The 16,092-nt window shown below is 70.6% G+C and carries 13 protein-coding genes; 10 read left to right on the plus strand and 3 right to left on the minus strand.

All coding sequences use genetic code 11. The features are described from left to right. Positions 1 to 269: 269 nt before the first annotated feature. The 8 genes from hemL (at position 270) to ACF1CT_RS30295 (ending at position 9,010) form a co-directional block, all read left to right on the plus strand. Positions 270 to 1,577, plus strand: a complete 1,308-nt coding sequence (gene hemL, locus ACF1CT_RS30260) for a glutamate-1-semialdehyde 2,1-aminomutase (protein WP_391787166.1) — start codon at positions 270 to 272, stop codon at positions 1,575 to 1,577. A 110-nt stretch (positions 1,578 to 1,687) separates the two neighbouring features. Next, a complete protein-coding gene (locus tag ACF1CT_RS30265) occupies positions 1,688 to 2,335 on the plus strand; it encodes a histidine phosphatase family protein (RefSeq protein WP_391787238.1) in 648 nt (215 codons plus the stop codon). Positions 2,336 to 2,695: 360 nt separating this feature from the next. After that, on the plus strand, positions 2,696 to 3,940 hold the full coding sequence (locus tag ACF1CT_RS30270; protein WP_391787167.1) for a hypothetical protein: 1,245 nt from the start codon (positions 2,696 to 2,698) through the stop codon (positions 3,938 to 3,940). A gap of 67 nt (positions 3,941 to 4,007) precedes the next feature. Further along, entirely contained in the window at positions 4,008 to 4,619 is a 612-nt protein-coding gene (locus tag ACF1CT_RS30275; RefSeq protein ID WP_391787168.1) for a TlpA family protein disulfide reductase, read from the plus strand. Positions 4,620 to 4,692: 73 nt separating this feature from the next. Then, positions 4,693 to 5,415 (plus strand): cytochrome c biogenesis CcdA family protein, encoded by a 723-nt coding sequence (locus ACF1CT_RS30280; protein WP_391787239.1) that lies wholly within the window; start codon positions 4,693 to 4,695, stop codon positions 5,413 to 5,415. A gap of 6 nt (positions 5,416 to 5,421) precedes the next feature. After that, on the plus strand, positions 5,422 to 7,293 hold the full coding sequence (locus tag ACF1CT_RS30285; protein ID WP_391787169.1) for a cytochrome c biogenesis protein ResB: 1,872 nt from the start codon (positions 5,422 to 5,424) through the stop codon (positions 7,291 to 7,293). Then, entirely contained in the window at positions 7,290 to 8,372 is a 1,083-nt protein-coding gene (ccsB, locus tag ACF1CT_RS30290; RefSeq protein ID WP_391787170.1) for a c-type cytochrome biogenesis protein CcsB, read from the plus strand. The genes ACF1CT_RS30285 and ccsB overlap by 4 nt, the downstream gene beginning before the upstream one ends. 104 nt (positions 8,373 to 8,476) lie before the next feature. Further along, positions 8,477 to 9,010 carry an SRPBCC domain-containing protein gene (locus tag ACF1CT_RS30295; RefSeq protein ID WP_391787171.1) on the plus strand — a complete coding sequence of 178 codons (534 nt, stop codon included), beginning with the start codon at positions 8,477 to 8,479 and terminating at the stop codon, positions 9,008 to 9,010. A gap of 63 nt (positions 9,011 to 9,073) precedes the next feature. Here ACF1CT_RS30295 and ACF1CT_RS30300 read toward each other — a convergent pair whose 3' ends face one another. The 3 genes from ACF1CT_RS30300 to ACF1CT_RS30310 all read right to left on the minus strand — a co-directional run bounded on the left by ACF1CT_RS30300 (position 9,074) and on the right by ACF1CT_RS30310 (position 13,522). Next, positions 9,074 to 10,642: a hypothetical protein gene (locus ACF1CT_RS30300; RefSeq protein WP_391787172.1), complete on the minus strand. Its 1,569-nt coding sequence runs from the start codon at positions 10,640 to 10,642 to the stop codon at positions 9,074 to 9,076. Next, positions 10,635 to 12,815 carry a hypothetical protein gene (locus ACF1CT_RS30305; RefSeq protein ID WP_391787173.1) on the minus strand — a complete coding sequence of 727 codons (2,181 nt, stop codon included), beginning with the start codon at positions 12,813 to 12,815 and terminating at the stop codon, positions 10,635 to 10,637. The genes ACF1CT_RS30300 and ACF1CT_RS30305 overlap by 8 nt, the downstream gene beginning before the upstream one ends. A 302-nt stretch (positions 12,816 to 13,117) precedes the next feature. Then, positions 13,118 to 13,522, minus strand: a complete 405-nt coding sequence (locus tag ACF1CT_RS30310; RefSeq protein ID WP_391787174.1) for a PLD nuclease N-terminal domain-containing protein — start codon at positions 13,520 to 13,522, stop codon at positions 13,118 to 13,120. A 169-nt stretch (positions 13,523 to 13,691) separates the two neighbouring features. On the opposite strand from ACF1CT_RS30310, the gene ACF1CT_RS30315 reads away from it, so the two are divergent. Together ACF1CT_RS30315 and mqnP are read left to right on the plus strand one after the other, a co-directional pair. Then, positions 13,692 to 15,149, plus strand: a complete 1,458-nt coding sequence (locus ACF1CT_RS30315) for a menaquinone biosynthesis decarboxylase (RefSeq protein ID WP_391787175.1) — start codon at positions 13,692 to 13,694, stop codon at positions 15,147 to 15,149. Next, a complete protein-coding gene (gene mqnP, locus ACF1CT_RS30320; protein ID WP_391787176.1) occupies positions 15,146 to 16,063 on the plus strand; it encodes a menaquinone biosynthesis prenyltransferase MqnP in 918 nt (305 codons plus the stop codon). Before ACF1CT_RS30315 ends, mqnP begins: the two co-directional genes overlap by 4 nt. Positions 16,064 to 16,092: the final 29 nt, after the last annotated feature.

The following is a 16,092-nucleotide window of genomic DNA, read 5'->3' on the forward strand; positions in this document are numbered from 1 at the left end:
CGACTACTACTTAGGAGACACAGCCCCGCCGTGCAACCCGATCATCGTGTCAGTGACCTCCCCCGCGGGCGTGTGGTGAAACACCTGTCCGCAAGACCGTCCGCGCCTCTGACACCATGGCTTGTGTGAGCCTTCCCCATCACGCCCCAGTTTCGCAGACGCGAGGGGGCTGAGCCCTTCCCTCACACGAGGAGAACACGTTCCCCGCTCACCGCGGCCAAGATTTCCGGCCCGGCCCGCCGACCCCCGAATCGCAGATCAGGACCAAAGTGGCGTATTCATATCAAGCCCCCGTTTCGCAGACGCTCTTCGACCGCGCGTCCCTCGTGACGCCCGGTGGCGTGAACTCTCCCGTGCGTGCCTTCCGGGCCGTGGGCGGTACGCCCCGTTTCATGGTGTCCGGCAGCGGTCCGTACCTCACGGATGCCGACGGTCGTGAGTACGTCGACCTCGTGTGCTCGTGGGGGCCGATGATTCTCGGTCACTCCCACCCCGAGGTGATCGCCGCGGTGCAGGAGGCAGTCGCGCGCGGCACCTCGTTCGGTACGCCGGGCGAGGGCGAGGTCGCGCTCGCCGAGGAGATCGTCGCCCGGGTCGAGCCCGTGGAGCAGGTACGGCTGGTGTCGTCCGGCACCGAGGCGACCATGTCCGCGATCCGTCTCGCCCGCGGTTTCACCGGCCGTGCCAAGGTGGTGAAGTTCGCAGGCTGCTACCACGGCCACGTCGACGCGCTGCTCGCCGCCGCCGGTTCCGGGGTCGCCACCTTCGGGCTCCCGGACACCCCGGGGGTCACCGGTGCGCAGGCCGGCGACACGATCGTGCTGCCGTACAACGACCTGGACGCGGTGCGGGCGGCGTTCGCCGCGCACCCCGGTGAGATCGCCTGCGTGATCACCGAGGCGTCGCCGGGCAACATGGGTGTCGTGCCGCCGCTGGACGGTTTCAACGCCGGGCTCAAGGAGGCCTGCGCCGCGAACGGCGCCCTCTACATCTCCGACGAGGTCATGACCGGCTTCCGCACCTCGAAGGCCGGCTGGTTCGGCGTCGACGGGGTTCGGCCCGACCTGATGACGTTCGGCAAGGTCATGGGCGGCGGCTTCCCGGCCGCGGCCTTCGGCGGCCGGGCGGACGTGATGGCCCACCTCGCCCCGGCCGGCCCCGTCTACCAGGCGGGCACCCTCTCCGGGAACCCGATCGCGACCGCCGCCGGGCTCGCCCAGCTGCAGCTGCTGGACGACGCGGCGTACGCGAAGGTCGACGCGGTCTCCGCGGAGATCCGCGGCCTTGTCGGCGACGCGCTCACCAAGGAGGGCGTCGCGCACACCGTGCAGGCCGCGAGCAACATGTTCTCCGTCTTCTTCACCGACCGGCCGGTGCGGAACTACGAGGACGCCAAGCAGCAGGAAGCCTTCCGCTTCACCGCCTTCTTCCACTCGCTGCTGTCGCAGGGCGTCTACCTGCCGCCGTCCGCCTTCGAGTCGTGGTTCGTCTCCACCGCCCACGACACGCAGGCCGTCGAGCGCATCGCCGCCGCCCTGCCCGCCGCCGCCCGCGCCGCATCGGAGGCCACCGCATGACCGAGCAGAGCCGGGACGAGCAGGACCGGAACGAGCAGAGCCGGGACGAGCAGGACCGGAACGAGCAGGACCGGAACGAGCGGGACCGGGACGTCACCGTCGTCCACCTGATGCGGCACGGAGAGGTGCACAACCCGGAGGGCGTGCTGTACGGGCGCCGCCCCGGATACCACCTCTCCGAGCTCGGCCGGAAGATGGCCGACCGGGTCGCCGAGCACCTGGAGGGACGCGACATCACCCATGTCGTGGCCTCCCCGCTGGAGCGCGCGCAGGAGACGGCGGCGCCGATCGCCGCGTCGCACGGTCTGGAGACGGCCACCGACGAACGGCTCATCGAGGCCGCCAACGTCTTCGAGGGCAAGACCTTCGGCGTCGGCGACGGGGCGCTGCGCAAGCCGGACAACTGGAAGCACCTGACGAATCCGTTCCGGCCGTCGTGGGGCGAGCCGTACATCGAGCAGGTCGTACGGATGATGCGGGCGCTGGACGCCGCGCGGGACGCGGCGCGCGGGCACGAGGCGGTCTGCGTCAGTCATCAGCTGCCGATCTGGATCGTGCGGAGCTTCGTGGAGCGCCGACGGCTGTGGCACGACCCGCGCAGGCGCCAGTGCACGCTCGCGTCGCTGACCAGCTTCACCTACCAGGGCGACAAGATCGTGTCGGTCGGGTACTCCGAGCCGGCGCGGGACCTGGTGCCGGTGCACCTGCGGGCCGGTGCGAAGCCGGTGAAGGGGAAGTCGAAGGCGTTCGGCGCCTGACCATAGAGGACAAGCCGAGCCGGGGCATGTGTCCCCGAGTACGACAGGCGGTAGGCGGGGCGGGACCGGGGCCGGGAGGGCTCGGGTCCCGCCCCGCCGCGTTATGAGGTGCCCGGCCTCGCAGCGGCGGTGCCCCGTTCGAGATGCCCCGCCCTCGCCGCGACGGTGCCCCGTTTGAGATGCCCGAGCCGGGGCACCCGCAGCGATGCACCGGGATTGGGGCATGAGTTCGACCACATCCCGGGCCTGGTGGTCCATAGAACTTTGTGCTAAATCGCGGAACCCTCGTGTTGATTCCGCCATCTAAACCTTCGCCAGTTTGTATGGACTTGAGGCAAAACGACCGCAGATGGGGCAGATATGCGCGAGATCAGCCGGAGGGGCTTGCTCGGAGCCGGGCTCGGGGCCGCGGCGGCCATTGGCCTGGCGGGCTGCAGTACCTCCGGTACGGACGGGCCCGGGGCGGGTGGCGGGGAGAAGAGCGCCGACGGGCGCACCCGGGGGACCGGACCCGCGAAGAAGGACGTCCGGCTGATCGGTGACGGTTCCACCGCCGACACGGGGAAGCAGCCGCACCAGCCGAAGGCGCCGGTCCCGCTCGAACCCGGGCAGACGCCGCCGCAGTTCGTGATCTTTTCCTGGGACGGGGCGGGCGAGGTCGGCAACGGGCTCTTTCCGCGTTTTCTGGAGCTCGCCAAGAACCATGACGCGGCGATGACCTTCTTCCTCTCCGGGCTCTATCTGCTGCCCGAGTCGAAGCAATCCCTGTACCGGCCGCCGAACAACCCGGTCGGCGCCTCCGACATCGGTTATCTCACCGATGACCACATCAAGGAGACGATGAAGAACGTCCGTCAGGCGTGGTTCGACGGACATGAGATCGGCACCCACTTCAACGGGCATTTCTGCGCCGGTTCCGGTTCGGTCGCGAACTGGACCCCCGCCCAGTGGCAGAGCGAAATCGACCAGGCGATCTCCTTCGTCACCGAATGGCGCACCAACAGCGGCTGGACCGATATCGACCCGCTTCCCTTCGACTACCGGAAGGAACTGGTCGGCGGGCGCACTCCCTGCCTGCTCGGTCAGGACAACCTGCTGCCCACGGCCAAGAAGATGGGCTGGCGCTACGACGCCAGTTCGCCCGGCGGGACCCAGGTGTGGCCCCAGAAGCGGCAGGGGGTCTGGGATCTGCCGTTGCAGGCCATGCCCTTCCCCGGGCACAGCTTCGAGGTCCTCTCGATGGACTACAACATACTCGCCAACCAGTCGCAGAATTCGACCAAGGGAATGCCCTCGCGCTACCCGGGCTGGCGTGAGCAGGCGACCAAGTCGTACCTCTCCGGATTCGACCGGGCCTACACGACCAATCGCGCCCCGTTCTACATCGGGAACCACTTCGAGGAGTGGAACGGAGGCATCTACATGGACGCGGTCGAGGAAACGCTCAAGAAAATCGCCGGGAAGCCGGATGTGCGGCTCGTCTCCTTCAAGCAGTTCGTCGACTGGCTCGACGTCCAGACCCCGGCCGTCCTCGACAAGCTCCGCTCGCTGGGAGTCGGGCAGGCGCCCGAAGGCGGCTGGAACGCCTTCTTTAAAAAAGCCTGACAAGGGGCGATACGGGCACGGAGGGGGGTGCCCGAGATCGCCGAAGGTGCCATGCGAAACTTTTCACATGAGCTATGGCCGGGTACCTCGACGCCGTTTCACCCTGCTCGCCGTCCCCGCAGCGACTGTCACGCTCGCACTTGCACTGAGCGCCTGCGGCGGGAGCGACGACAAGGTCGGCGGTGGCGGCAACACCAACTTCGTCACGGGAAGTGACGGCATCACCACCGTGGACAAGGCGGACCGCAAGGCCGCACCCAAGCTCGACGGGGAGACCCTCGACGGCAAGCAGCTCGACGTCTCCGCGTTCAAGGGCAAGGTCGTCGTGCTGAACGCGTGGGGATCGTGGTGCGGTCCCTGCCGGCTGGAGGCCCAGTACTTCTCCAGAGTGGCGAAGGAGACGAAGGACAAGGGCGTCCAGTTCGTCGGGATCAACACGCGGGACCCCAAGAAGGGCCCCGCGATCAGCTTCGAGAAGGACTACGGCGTCCCGTACCCGAGCTTCTACGACCCGGCCGGCAAGCTGATGCTCCGCTTCCCGAAGGGCACGCTGCGCCCGCAGACGATCCCGTCGACCGTGGTCCTGGACCGCGAGGGGAAGATCGCCGCGCGTTCGATGACCGCGCTCGACTCCGACAAGCTGCACAAGATGATCGACCCGTTGATCGCGGAGAAGTGACCCCGTGCTCACCCTCGCCGCACTGACCGGGCAGAACGAACTCGCCGCGCTGACCGGGCAGAACGAGACCGTGATGAGCGGGGCGCTGCTCGTTGCCCTGCCCATCGCGGTGCTCGGCGGGCTCGTCTCGTTCTTCTCGCCGTGCGTCCTGCCGCTGGTGCCCGGCTACCTCTCGTACGTCACCGGCGTCAGCGGCACCGACCTGGCCCAGGCCCGGCGCGGGCGCATGGTCACGGGCGCCTCGCTGTTCGTCCTCGGCTTCACCGCCGTGTTCGTCTCCGGCGGCGCGCTCTTCGGCTACTTCGGGCAGAACCTCCAGGAGTACAGCGGGATCCTCTCCAAGGTCCTCGGCGGGATCATGGTCCTGATGGGGATCTTCTTCATGGGCCTGATGCCCTGGATGACCCAGCGGGAATTCCGCATCCACAAGCGGCCGGTGAGCGGACTGGCCGGGGCGCCCCTGCTGGGTGCCCTCTTCGGCATCGGCTGGACGCCGTGCCTCGGCCCGACGCTCTCCTCCGTCAGCGCGCTCGCCTTCGACCAGGGGACCGCCGGGCGGGGAGCGATTCTGTCCGTCGCGTACTGCCTCGGGCTGGGGCTGCCCTTCGTGCTCGCCGCCGTCGCCTTCCGCAAGGCGCTCGGCGCGTTCGGCTGGGTCAAGCGTCACTACGCATGGGTCATGCGGATCGGTGGCGCGATGATGATCGTGACCGGTCTTCTTCTGCTGACCGGTCTGTGGGACAGCATGATGCAGGAGATGCAAGGCTGGTCCGCCGGTTTCACGGTGGGGATCTGAGGTTCCATGAGCAACACCACGACCAACGCGGCCGACGAGCGCGCGGAGGAGAACCACGGCGGCGGCCCGCCCGAGGAGGCCGGTGAGATCGGCGCGGCCGGGGCGCAGCTCTCCACCGCTCCCCGCGAGGAGATCTCGGCGAACCCGCCGGGCATGGGCGTCATCGGCTGGGCCCGCTGGTTCTGGCGGCAGCTCACCTCGATGCGGGTCGCGCTGATCCTGCTCTTCCTGCTGTCGCTCGGCGCCATCCCCGGCTCGCTGATCCCGCAGAACAGCGTGGACGAGCTGAAGGTGCAGACCTTCAAGGAAGCCCACACCACCGTCTCGCCGATCTACGAGAAGCTCCAGTTCTTCGACGTCTACAGCTCGGTGTGGTTCTCCGCGATCTACATCCTGCTGTTCGTCTCGCTCATCGGCTGCATCGTGCCGCGCACCGGCCAGTTCATCGGCCAGTTGCGCAGCCGTCCGCCGGGTGCTCCCAGGCGGCTCACCCGGCTGCCCGCGTACACCACCTGGCGCACGGACGCCGAGCCTGAGCAGGTCCGCGAGGCCGCGCTGGCCATGATGCGCGGGCGCCGCTACCGCGCACACATCGCCGGGGACGCGGTCGCCGCGGAGAAGGGCTATCTGCGCGAGGCAGGGAACCTGATCTTCCACATCGCGCTGATCGTGATGCTGGTGGCGTTCGCGTTCGGGCAGCTCTTCAAGTCCGAGGGCGGCAAGCTGATCGTCCAGGGCGACGGCTTCTCCAACACGCTGATCCAGTACGACGACTTCAAGTCCGGTTCGCTCTTCGACTACGACTCGCTGGCCCCGTTCAGCTTCACCCTCGACAAGTTCGTCGGCACGTACGAGCGCAGCGGCCCCCAGCGCGGGACGGCCCGGACGTACGAAGCCCATGTGACGTACTCGAAGGGGGCCTACGGCAAGCCGCGGAAGACCGTCATCCGGGTCAACGAGCCCCTCGTCGTCGACGGCACCAAGGTCTACCTGAACGCGCACGGCTACGCGCCCGTCGTCTCCGTCAAGGACGCCTCCGGCAAGGAGGTCTACCGCAACGCCGTGCCGCTGCTGCCCATCGACAACAACGTCACCTCGACCGGGGCCATCAAGGTCCTGGACGGCTACCGGAACAAGAGCGGCAAGAAGACCCAGCTCGGCTTCCAGGCGTTCTTCGTGCCGACGTTCGCGGGCGACGGCAAGGGCACGATGTTCTCCCAGTTCCCGGCCGCCGAGATGCCGGTGCTCGCCCTCAACGGCTTCTACGGCTACCTCGGGCCCGACTCCGGACTCGCGCAGAACGTGTACCAGCTGGACAAGCGCAAGATGAAGCCGTTCATGGACGGCAAGGAACCGCTCAAGCAGCGCCTGGCGGTCGGCGACACCATGAAGCTGCCGGACGGGTCCGCTTCGATCACCTTCGAGGGCGTCGAGGAGTGGGCGAGCTTCCAGATCTCCGAGCAGCCCGCCAGCGGCTGGGCCCTCGGCGGCGCCGTCGCCGCGATCGCCGGGCTCGCGGGCTCGCTGTTCATCCAGCGGCGCCGGGTCTGGGTGCGGGTCGTGCGCGGTACGGACGGTGTCACCGTCGTCGAGATGGCGGGCCTCGGCCGCAGCGAGTCCGCCAAGCTCCCCGAGGAACTCGCCGGCCTCGCGCACACCCTCCACGACCTGGCACCCACCGCGCCCGACCGTCCGGAGACCGGAACCGGAACGGATTCCGGCCCCGGGACGGATCCCGACCCCGGCCCCGGGACGGACCTCGACCCCGGCCCCGGGACCGGCACGGGCTCCGGCCCGGGGAGCGACACCGGCTCCGATTCCGGCTCCGACACTGTCGTAGACACCTCCGAAGAACCTGCCGAAGGGGCTGAGAAGTGAATCTCGCCGCCGCAACCAACGAGAACCTGGCGCACACCAGCAATGTGCTGATCTATTCGGCGATGGCCGTCTACACCCTTGCCTTCTTCGCGCACATCGCGGAATGGGTGTTCGGCAGTCGCAGCAAGGTCGGCCGCACCGCCGCCGCGCTGAGCGAGACCGGGAGCGCCGGTCCCGCGGTGCAGGTGCGGGCCGCCCAGCAGGGCGGCGGCACCGCCGTGCTCGACCGCCCGAAGATCATCACGCGTGCCGCGGCGGGCTCCCGCGACGTCCCGGACGGTCCCGGCGCGGCCGGCGGCACGTTCAAGGGCGACCTCTACGGACGGATCGCGGTCTCCCTGACCGTGGTCGCCTTCCTCGTGCAGGCGGGCGGTGTCCTCGCCCGCGCGCTGTCCGTGCAGCGCGCCCCCTGGGGCAACATGTACGAGTTCTCCATCACCTTCTCCACGGTGGCGGTCGGCGCGTACCTGATCTTCCTCGCGCTGAAGAAGAACGTCCGCTGGATGGGGCTGCTCCTGGTCACCACCGTCCTGCTGGACCTCGGCATCGCGACCACGGTGCTCTACACCTCCAGCGACCAGCTGGTTCCCGCGCTGCACTCGTACTGGCTGTGGATCCACGTCTCCACCGCCATCCTCTGCGGTGCCGTCTTCTACCTCGGCGCGGTCGCCACCCTGCTCTACCTCTTCCGCGACAGCTACGAGAACAAGCTCGCGAACGGCGGGACGCCCGGGACGTTCGCCCGTTCCGTGCTCTCCCGGCTGCCCGCCGCCTCGTCGCTCGACAAGTTCTCGTACCGCGTCAACGCGGCGGTCTTCCCGCTGTGGACGTTCACGATCATCGCGGGCGCCATCTGGGCGGGCGACGCGTGGGGCCGCTACTGGGGCTGGGACCCCAAGGAGGTCTGGTCCTTCATCACCTGGGTCGCCTACGCCTGCTACCTGCACGCCCGCGCCACCGCAGGCTGGAAGGGCCGCAAGGCCGCCTACCTGGCCCTGATCGCCTTCGGCTGCTGGCTCTTCAACTACTACGGCGTGAACATCTTCGTCACCGGCAAGCACTCCTACGCCGGCGTCTGACCGATTCCGGTCACTCTCGCGGCCCGTGTCCGTCCCGCTACGGACACGGGCCGCCGCGCACCCGTACGGGTGCGGGCCGGGCGCCACCGGGCCAGGCTGGAACCATGAACGACGCGACGACGCCCGTCATCGAGCACGGCACCAGCGAGTCCCACGGCGACCGGCACGTCCTGCGGTTCACCCTGCGGCTGCCCCACCCCGTCCCCCGGGTGTGGGCGGCCGTCGCCAGTGCCGAGGGGCTGCCCGGCTGGCTCGCCGCCGCCGACCCGTTCGAACCACGCGTCGGCGGCGCCGTCACACTGCGCTGGCTGAACACCGACCGGGACGGGAACGCCACGGTCGCGCCCGGCACCGTCACCGCCTGGGACGTCGAGCGGGTCGCCGAATACACCCTCGAAGGGGTCCACGGCCGGATCCGCTTCCACCTGGAGCCACCGCGCGGCGACCACGTGCTGCTCCGCTTCACCAACGAGATCCGGGGCGACGACGCGTTGCGCCTCGACTGCCTCGCCGGCTGGCACGACCACTTCCACCACCTCGTCGACGCGCTCGACGGCCACCCCGCCGACTGGTCGCGTTGGACCCCGGTGCGGTGGGCGGCCCTGCGCGAGGAGTACGCGGCCGGCACCGGGCCATGACGCGGCGAGCCGCGCCCCGCGGTGAACAGCCGGGCCGGGCGGCTCACCGCGGGTCACGGCGGATCACTGTGCGGAGGCCGGCGGCAGGCACTTCGGGTCCGGCGGCCCGCCCTCCGGCCAGGCGATCGCCACGAACCGCTGACGGGCGTCCTCCGGCGCCAGCTCCACCACCGGCACCGCCTTGTTGTACGGGTTCCCGTGGTTGTCCAGGCAGATCCAGCCACTGGCCCCCGACACCCGCAGCGAGCCCTTCACCCTGGGCCACTGCTCCCCCACGTCCTCGGGCGCGGGCAGCCGGTCGCCCTCCGCCGGGGTCGCCTGCCGGATGCCGTGCACCGCCAACGACATCGCGTCGTGCGCGATGATGATCTGCCCGTCCGTCAGCTGGTCGTGACCGATCGGGCCGATCGGGCCCGCGGGCTTCTTCCGCAGGTCGGTCAGCAGATCCAGCAGACCCTGGTAGTCCGCCGCGGAACCACCCGTCGCCGCCGCGGCCTTCCCGCCCGCCGCGACCCAGGTGTCCGGATGCGCCAGCGAGGCGTAGCGGACCGTCACCCCGCGGCGCAGCGCACCCCGGTCCAGCTTCTTGTCGATGCCGAGGTACGAGCCCTCGTCACCGGTGAGGATCGTGAACGAGCGGCCCTGGCAGCCCCGGGACCCGAGCGCGTTGATGAACTGCCGCAGCTGGGTGTGGCGTCCGGCGAAGAACACCGTGTCCGCGTCCGTGTCGCAGATGAGGTGCGTGATGTCCCGGAACGCGTTGGCCGTGGTGCCCTCGTCGTTCGGGTCCTTGCGCGAGGTGAACAGCGCGGGTTCGTACCGGGTGCCCCTGACCAGCAGGGCGAACGCCGCCCGCAGCGTGTCCGTGTAGTGGTCCCCGGTACGGGTGTCCTGCACCAGCAGCGCCTTCTCCGCCTTCACCCGGCCGAAGTGGGCCAGCGCCTGCGCCTCGTCCCGGTTGGTCGGCGACACCCGCGCCAGCCCCGGGAAGGGGTCGCCGTCCGGGCCGTTGGCGATGTCGTCGGCGGTGATCGTGGTCCCGACGACCGCGATGTGCGCGGCGGTCAGCTCCCGTACCGCCTCCTTGACCTGCGTACTGCTGGTCGCGACCCCCGACACCGCCCGCAGATGGTCCGGCGCCCCGGTCATCCCCTTCAGCCGGGCCACCGTCGGCTGCCACAGCACGTTGTTGTTCCCCGTATTGGCGAGCACCAGCCGGATCTTCGGGACCTGGTCGTTCGACAGATGGTTGGCCCGGTACTGCTCGGCGAACGCGCCCTGCAGCTCGCGCTGCATCTTCGTCTGCATCTCCTCGTCCGCCGATGTCAGCGGCAGCAGCAGCGCGACCGTCGCGTACCGGCCCGCCTTCAGCGTGGCGTTCTCCCGGGCGATGGCGGCGGCGACCTCGGTCAGCTTCGGACGTCCGAAGTCGTAGCCGTCCCCGGAGACCCCCACGCACTCGTCGCTGCCCTGCGGACGTTCGACGCCCGGCGCGCAGGAGCGGTCCTCGGGGGCGGTGAGCCGGGTGACGCCGTACCAGCCGGACGTGACGACCAGGGCGCCCACCACCACGGACGTGACGACCTTCTGCCGTGCCGTGTACCAGAGGCGGTACCGCAGTGGATTACGCATCCGGACCACCGTCCCCCCGCCGGGGCCCGCCACCCGCGGCCGGGCCGGCCACGCGGCCCGGTGCCCCGGGTGTTCCCGGCGGCATGGACAGCGGACGCCAGGCCCGTACGTCCCGCGGCCAGTGCGAGGCAGCGTCCCACAGCACGCTGTTGCCCGACGGATGCCGCCCGGACAGCTGTCGCAGTTCGTGCGCCATCTTCTCGATCACCTCTTCGTCCGGCAGAACCAGTGGATCGGACAGCAGCCACACGGCGTGCAGCAGCCGCCGCAGCCGCAACTGGAGCTCCACCGCCCGCTCGCCGAGCCCGGCGAGCCCCGTCTCGGCGTCCGGCAACGTCCCGGCCGACTCCTGGCCGAGTGCCACCGCCCGCCGCGGATCGGGACCGGAACGACCGGGCCCGTGCGGGTAGGGCGCCGAGGCGACGAACCGCAGCACATCGAGCCAGCCCGTCACGTCCGGGTCCGTGAACCGCTCCCGCAGATGCGTCACGCAGCCCCGCGCCCCGCCCAGCACCAGTTCCTGGTGCAGTCGGTGCGGAACGCTCGGGCAGTGGCCCCCGGGCGCGTACGCCGAGCGCAGTGTCTCGTGCACCGCGCGCCACACCGCGTAGTGCGGGTGGTCGTCGTCCCCGAACCGCAGCCGGTGCAGCAGCAGCGACCGCAGCAACGGGTCGCCGACGAAGAACTCGGGGCCGACCGGCCAGTCCTGCGCCAGCAGCGCGTCCCGCACCCGCAGCGCCACATCGCCCTCCGGCGACCGGCCGCGCAGCCGGGCCGTCGCCAGCACCCGAGCCGACTCCTCGCCATGAGCGGCGGCCAGCACACTCAGCACGTCGAGCCGCTGTCCCGGCACCAGCCTCGCCAGCAGTTCGTCCGCGACCCGCACCGGCGGCCGGTCCTCGCGCAGCTCCACCGCGTGGCCCAGCAGCGCCCCCGGTTCCGGCGCACCCCCGCCACGCCCCGGCGCCGCACCCGCCGCCCCCCGCTCCAACGCCTCGCCCGCCGCCTGCGCCAGCAGCGCCACGCCCAGCGGGCGCCCGCCCGTCAGCCGGTGCACCCCGCGCGCCAGTCCGGCCGGGGCGCGGCCCACCGGATCGTGCCGGTCGAACGCCGCCCGCACGTCCGCCGGGCCCAGCGCCGTCAGCTCCACCGCGAGGATCCCCGACGACACCTCCGAGCCGCGCACCCAGTGCGAACCGTGCGCCACCTCGGGCAGCCGCCTGCGCACGGCGTGGGTCAGGCCCTCGTGGCCGCGCACCCGGGACGAGGCGAACACGACGATCCGGTCCCGTGCCCCGGCGGCCCGCTGCCGCAGCACCGGTTCGACGAGCCGCCGTCCCAGCTCGGTGTGCGCGTTGTCCAGCAGCAGCACCGGGCGCCCGCGCCTGGCCCCCAGCGACAGCCCCTGGTAGGCGTGCACCAGGTCGGCGACCAGCGCCAGCACCAGATGGTCCTCGGCCCGGCGCCGCAGGTCGCCGCCGCGCTCGAAGTCGACCGCGAGCTGCCGCAGACCGATCCGCCCGTTGCCGCCCGCGTGCGGATAGCTTCCGTACCAGTCCGCCGAGCGGCGCTGGAACCGGCTGAACGATTCCTCCAGCACCGTTTCCACAGTGGCCTCCGCGACCAGCCCGGCCAGCGGGGCCACCGAGTCGAAGACCCCGGCGGCCAGCTTCGTCAGCACCTTGGTCACCCAGCCCGTCGCCACGTCGCCGCGGCTGCCGACGGTCGCCAGCACCGGGCCGAGCGCCTGGAGGTCGCGCTGCGCCCGCGTCTCGTCCTCCCGGGTCCAGGAGATCGAGGCGACGGCGACGAGCCCCAGGCTCAACCGGGGGAACCGCACCGGCCGGGCGGCCCGCACCCGCGTCGTCAGCTGGGTGGCGAGCTCTGGCAGCGCCCCGGTGACCGGGGTCCAGCCGGGCCCCGGGTCCGTCGGCGGCGCGACTGCCTCGCAGTCGACGAGGGCGGCCGGGGTGATCTCCCGGTAGAGATGGCGCAGCTGCTTCAGCACGGCCGTCTTGCCCATGCCGCGCCCGCCGGTCAGCACGACGACCGGCGGGTCGTCGCGGTGCTCGTAGCCGACCGGGGCGGAGCCGTGGGGGGTGAGGCCGGTCAGGCGCGCGGCGAGCCCGTCGGCGCCGAAGATGGCGTCGCGCCCGTACAGCTCTCTGTCCACAGCCCCCCCAGTGTTGCCGCGCACTCCGATCTGTCACACCGTCAGGACAAGGATATCGGGCGGCAGTTGGAGGAGGGAGGGGATTTTCGAACGGATGGACGGATGGACGGATGGGCGATGGGCGGATGGACGGATCGACCGATCGGCGGACGGGCGGAAGGGTGGACGGGGCGGGTCGCCGGGGCGGTCGGGCGGGTCCGTCGTGGGCGCGCGAACGGCGACGGCCACCGCGTGTCGGACGACATGCGGTGGCCGTGTGGTGGTGGGGGGGGGGTGCGGGTGGCCGGGGCGGCCTGCCGCGGTCAGGACGCGGGAGGCGTCGATCCCTCGGGTCCGGACTCGCGCTCGCGGCGCTTGAGCTCCTCCTCGCGGCGGCGCAGGTCCGCCTCCCAGTCCTTGAGGAGCGACTCGTCCTTCTTGTTCTCCTCGCGCAGGGTGTTCAGGAACTCCGGATTGTCGTCCGGGGCCACCCACTGCGAGCGGTGGTTGCGGTTCCATTCGGACGGGCTCCGGCTCCCGTCGGGCGCCGTGCGCGTCTTGCCCGCGGCCAGCCAGACGATCGGGCCCACGATCCAGAACAGCAGGATGATGAAGACCCAGGCGATCTTCGGGAGGTGCTTGGCCTCGTCCTCGGGGGTGTTCAGGCAGTCGATGAACGCGTAGATCGTCAGCGCCAGAGGCACGAGATAGATCAAGGCCCGGAACATGATGGAAAAGTCCCCCTGGGGAGAGTTGGCGGGGCTTGTCCGCCCCGGTGTTGGGCCCAGGGTAGCCGGTGGCGATGACAGCCCACGGCGAGCGGGCGGGAACAGGCGGTGAGCGGTGCGGGGTGGGCCACCCCGGGTGATCGAAGCCGGTGATGACAGACTGGACGGCATGGCTTACGACGATCTTCGTTCCCTCCTGCGGGCCCTGGAGCGCGAGGGCGACCTCAAGCGGATCAAGGCTGAGGTCGACCCCTACCTGGAGATCGGCGAGATCGTCGACCGGGTGAACAAGGCGGGCGGTCCGGCCCTGCTCTTCGAGAACGTCAAGGGCTCCTCGATGCCCCTGGCCATGAACGTCTTCGGGACCGACCGCCGACTGCTCAAGGCACTCGGCCTGAAGTCGTACGCCGACATCGGCGACAAGATCGGCGGCCTGCTCAGGCCGGAGCTGCCGCACGGCTTCGTCGGGGTGCGGGAGGCCTTCGGGAAGCTCGGCTCGATGGTGCACGTGCCGCCGAAGAAGGTGAAGTCGGACAGCGCCCCGGTCCAGGAGGTCGTCCTGACCGGCGACGACGTGGACCTCGACCGACTGCCCGCGCTGTTCACCTGGCCCGGGGACGGCGGCTCGTTCTTCAACCTGGGGCTCACCCACACCAAGCACCCGGAGACCGGGGTCCGCAACCTCGGCCTCTACCGGCTCCAGCGCCACGACCGGCGCACCATCGGCATGCACTGGCAGATCCACAAGGACAGCCGCAACCACTACCAGGTCGCCGCCCGGCGCGGCGAGCGGCTGCCGGTCGCCATCGCGTTCGGCGCGCCGCCCGCGGTGACGTACGCCTCCACCGCGCCGCTGCCGGGGGACATCGACGAGTACCTGTTCGCCGGGTTCATCCAGGGCAGGCGGATCGAGATGGTCGACTGCAAGACCGTGCCGCTCCAGGTACCGGCGCAGGCCGAGGTCGTCATCGAGGGGTGGCTGGAGCCCGGGAAGATGCTCCCCGAGGGGCCGTTCGGCGACCACACCGGCTTCTACACCCCGCAGGAACCGTTCCCCGCGCTGACCATCGACTGCGTGACCATGCGCCGGCGCCCGCTGCTCCAGTCGATCGTGGTGGGTCGCCCGCCGACCGAGGACGGGCCGCTGGGGCGGGCCACCGAGCGGTTCTTCCTGCCGCTCCTCAAGATCATCGTGCCGGACATCGTGGACTACCACCTGCCGGAGGCGGGCGGTTTCCACAACTGCGCGATCGTCTCGATCGACAAGAAGTACCCGAAGCACGCCCAGAAGGTGATGAGCGCCATCTGGGGCGCGCACATGATGTCGCTGACCAAGCTGATCGTGGTGGTGGACTCCGACTGCGACGTCCACGACCTGCACGAGGTGGCGTGGCGGGCGCTCGGCAACACGGACTACGCACGCGACCTGACGGTCGCGGAGGGGCCGGTCGACCATCTCGACCACGCCTCCTACCAGCAGTTCTGGGGCGGCAAGGCGGGCATCGACGCGACACGGAAGTGGCCCGAGGAGGGTTACACCCGGGACGGGGGCTGGCCGGAGATGGTCGAGTCGGACCCCGAGACGGCGGCGAAGGTCGACCGCCGGTGGAAGGAATACGGACTGTGAGCGCCGCCGAAGCAGCACTGGGTTCGGGGCCGGTACGGCCGAACAGCAAGGTCAAGGCGTTCCTGAGGCTCGTGATGATCGAGCACTCGGTCTTCGCGCTGCCCTTCGCCTACATCGCCGCCCTGACCGCGATGTTCCGGGACGACGCGTCCGTGCACTGGGTCACGCTGCTGCTCGTCACCGTCGCGATGGTGGGGCTGCGGACCTTCGCGATGGCCTGCAACCGGATCATCGACCGGGAGATCGACGCCCGCAACCCGCGCACCGCGGGCCGGGAACTGGTCACCGGCGCGGTGTCGGTGAAGTCGGCGTGGACCGGGGCGATCGTCGCCGTCGTCGTCTTCCTCGGGGCGGCGGCGCTGCTGAACCCGCTCTGCCTGGCGCTCGCGCCGGTCGCCGTCGTGCCGATGGTGGTCTATCCGTACGGGAAGCGGTTCACGCACTACCCGCACGCGATCCTCGGCATCGCCCAGGCCATGGGGCCGATCGGCGCCTGGCTGGCGGTGACCGGGAGCTGGTCGTGGGAGGCGGTGATCCTCGGTCTCGCCGTCGGGATCTGGATCGGCGGCTTCGACCTGATCTTCGCCTGCCAGGACGTGCAGGCGGACCGCGCGCACGGGGTGCTGTCGGTGCCGGCCCGGTTCGGCGTCCCGGCCGCGCTGTGGGGTGCGCGGGTCTGCCACGTGGTGACGACCGGGCTGCTCGTCTGGTTCGGGCTGGCCACGCGGGCGGGGCTCCTCTACTGGGTCGGCATGGTGATCGTCGCCGTCGCCTTCGTGTACGAGCACCGGGTGGTGCGCCCGCACGACCTGTCCCGGCTGAACCGGGCGTTCTTCTCGGTCAACGGCTTCATCGGGATAGCGCTGTTCGTGTGCGCGCTGCTGGACCTGGTGGTGCGCGGCCTGACGGTGTAGGCGCGCCCCTCGGAGCCTGTCGGGTGATC

Source organism: Streptomyces sp. NPDC014734, assembly GCF_043083325.1.
Lineage (GTDB): Bacteria > Actinomycetota > Actinomycetes > Streptomycetales > Streptomycetaceae > Streptomyces.